The sequence below is a fragment of the Oleiphilus sp. HI0128 genome, from assembly GCF_001635365.1.
Genome location: NZ_LWGG01001071.1, coordinates 1 through 965 on the forward strand (window position 1 = coordinate 1; position 965 = coordinate 965).

At 43.3% G+C, this 965-nt stretch carries 1 protein-coding gene; it reads right to left on the reverse strand.

Annotated features, from left to right (window positions below; all coding sequences use genetic code 11):
* Positions 1-133: 133 nt before the first annotated feature.
* Entirely contained in the window at positions 134-925 is a 792-nt protein-coding gene (locus tag A3763_RS18270) for an ABC transporter ATP-binding protein (RefSeq protein ID WP_068515684.1), read from the reverse strand.
* Positions 926-965: the final 40 nt, after the last annotated feature.

Genomic DNA, 965 nt, shown 5'->3' on the forward strand with positions numbered 1-965 from the left:
AATGATTTCGGCATACGATATATTGATAGGCCCAAAACCCAAAGCTGAAACTAGACAGAACAGAACGAGAAAAGTAATTAGCAAGCAAGCTATGAACTTACCGGCAATCAGCGAACCCGTTCTAGCCTCGGCACTAGTATTCATAACTAATTCTCGGAACATTTGCACTAGGATGGCGATCTACCTTAACCTTCGCCTTGAAGACTTTTGATATTAAAGACTCATTGAGCACTTCATTTATAGAGCCTTGAGCAACCAATCTGCCACGGTCTAACACCAACAAACTATCGCAGAAAGCCGCGGCGAGATTTAAGTCATGAAATGAAGATAAAACACTTATTCCTAATTGCTTCACCTTGTTCAGCAGATCAATTTGGTAATGGATATCCAAGTGATTGGTTGGCTCATCCATAATTAATAAGCGGGGTTTCTGCACAATTGCTCTTGCAAGCATCACGCGCTGCTTCTCACCACCCGACAAAATACTGAACAAGCAATCTTCAACAGCCGATAAGTCCATATCAGCAATAACTGAACTGACAAAACGAATATCTTCCTTTGTATCCCACTCAAACAAGCCCTTGTGGGGCGCTAGCCCTTGCAGTACAACCTCTCTTACCGTCAGCCCTAAATGATCATGATGCTCCTGCAAAATGACAGCCACCTGCTTTGCGTTGTCCCTTAAGCTGTTCTCCCAGATATCCGAGCCGCCTAAGGACACATTGCCTTTGCTCGGTTTGTTTACTCTGTAACAGCAACGCATCAAGCTGGACTTCCCTGAGCCATTAGGGCCGATTAAGCCAACAAAACCTCCTTCTGATAGGGCAAAACTAATATCTTGCAGGATCACCTTATTACCACAGTGCCACGATAAAGTATTCACACTTAACAAAGGATCAGCAGTTTTATTTTCGCTATCAAGCATCAATATTTCCTAAGAACTGCCAGGCTTATTGTTCGCATTG

Excerpts from the sequence above, each read along its gene's own strand:
- A3763_RS18270 (WP_068515684.1), bottom strand. The coding sequence starts at position 925 with ATGCTTGATAGCGAAAATAAAACTGCTGATCCTTTGTTAAGTGTGAAT.